The 1,722-nt window shown below is 39.0% G+C and carries 3 protein-coding genes; 1 reads left to right on the forward strand and 2 read right to left on the reverse strand.

Annotated elements, in window-relative coordinates:
• The first annotated feature begins 187 nt into the window (after positions 1-187).
• Positions 188-1,102 (forward strand): PfkB family carbohydrate kinase, encoded by a 915-nt coding sequence (locus tag DBR11_RS23685; protein WP_108555069.1) that lies wholly within the window; start codon positions 188-190, stop codon positions 1,100-1,102.
• A 52-nt stretch (positions 1,103-1,154) separates the two neighbouring features.
• On the opposite strand, the gene DBR11_RS23690 is transcribed toward DBR11_RS23685, so the two are convergent.
• Together DBR11_RS23690 and DBR11_RS23695 are read right to left on the reverse strand one after the other, a co-directional pair.
• Positions 1,155-1,391, reverse strand: a complete 237-nt coding sequence (locus DBR11_RS23690) for a cytochrome b5 domain-containing protein (protein ID WP_108555070.1) — start codon at positions 1,389-1,391, stop codon at positions 1,155-1,157.
• Positions 1,392-1,536: 145 nt separating this feature from the next.
• The coding region (locus DBR11_RS23695; protein ID WP_304594271.1) for an RNA polymerase sigma factor at positions 1,537-1,722 on the reverse strand (186 nt) is incomplete at its 5' end.

Below are 1,722 nucleotides of genomic sequence, written 5' to 3' on the forward strand. Positions count from 1 at the left end.
CTGATTAACAGTCAGATGCTCTAACCAGCTGAGCTACTCGGGATGCTGGCTTAATCCCAAAACGCCTTTTTTGAACTATTAAAGAACATAAAGCCTTGTTCGTTTTGGGAATGCAATATTAGGGGTTTTAATTTATTTATGCAATATTTGCAGTGAAAAAAATTAAAAAAAAATAAAGATTTCATATATGAGCCTGATAATCATAGGAACTGTAGCATTCGATGCCATTGAGACCCCCTTTGGAAAAACAGACAAAATAGTAGGCGGAGCCGCAACTTATGCCGGACTGGCCGCTTCTTACTTTTATAATAAAGTGAAAATAGTTGCTGTAGTTGGAGACGACTTCCATAAAGAAGATATCGAAAACTTCAACAAACACGGAATCGATACAGAAGGCTTGCAGATTAAAGAAGGTGGCAAGTCATTCTTCTGGTCTGGAAGATACCACAATGACATGAACAGCAGAGACACGCTGGTTACAGAACTTAATGTACTTGCCGACTTTGATCCTGTAATTCCAGAAAGCTACCAGGATTGCGAATATCTGATGTTAGGCAATTTAACACCTCAGGTACAACAAACGGTAATTAAACGTCTAAAAAACAGGCCTAAGCTTATTGTAATGGACACCATGAACTTCTGGATGGACATTGCAATGGATGACCTGCTCGAAACGATTAAACTGGTCGATGTACTTACCATAAATGATGCAGAAGCCCGTCAGTTATCTGGAGAATATTCATTGGTTAAAGCAGCCAGAAAAATCTTAACCATGGGACCAAAATACCTGATCATTAAAAAGGGAGAGCATGGCGCCTTACTGTTCCATGAAGACCAGATCTTTTCTGCCCCTGCTCTTCCACTTGCCGAAGTTTTTGATCCAACAGGAGCTGGAGATACCTTTGCTGGCGGCTTTATTGGCTATATGGCAAAAGTAGGTACAGTTAACTTCAATAACATGAAGAATGCAATCATTTACGGCTCAGCGCTGGCTTCCTTCTGTGTAGAAAAGTTCGGAACAGAAAGAATCCTAAATCTGAAGGAAGAAGAAATCGCAGCAAGAATCAGAGAATTTGTGGATTTAAGTTCTTTTACCATTTAACTCTTCCTGAAGAATTAATATCTAATGTCTGGAAATACCGTTACAGGTTTTTCTAGACATTTAAACGACCAACTGGAGTAAATTTTTCAAAAACTGCTTCCGTATGTGGGGCATCCAACAATTCTTCTGTTAAATCCTGGCCTGCCCAATGTTCGTAATGTTTGCCATTACGCCACAAACGGCTTTCGCCCACATCGTAAATCACCCCCTTAAAAGCAACCCAAATCTGAGGCTTATCTTGTCCGTTCCGTAAAGCCAGTTGCTGTTTAGTATAAACCGGTAACTCCATGATAGATATAAGTCGCTGCCAAAATAAATGATCTCATCTATACAAAAGTAGAGTTTTAGAATAGACAATCAGGCCCGGAATAAAAATTAAACAAAAAAAGGTGTCACCTAATGTGGGACACCTTTCTCGGGTTTCAACGCCAGTATTAAACAATATCAGCGCCTAAAATATCTTTAGAGTATGTTTTTAAATATTTTTTAAGAATTTGCCTTGCCACGTGTATCCTTGTTTTGACCGTTCCGATAGGAATTTCCAGCATATCAGCAATCTCATGGTATTTATATCCTTCAAAATATTTAATGAAGGGCACATAATATTCAGGTTGCAGGGT

It is taken from the genome of Pedobacter sp. HMWF019 (genome assembly GCF_003061025.1).
Taxonomy (GTDB): Bacteria; Bacteroidota; Bacteroidia; order Sphingobacteriales; family Sphingobacteriaceae; genus Pedobacter.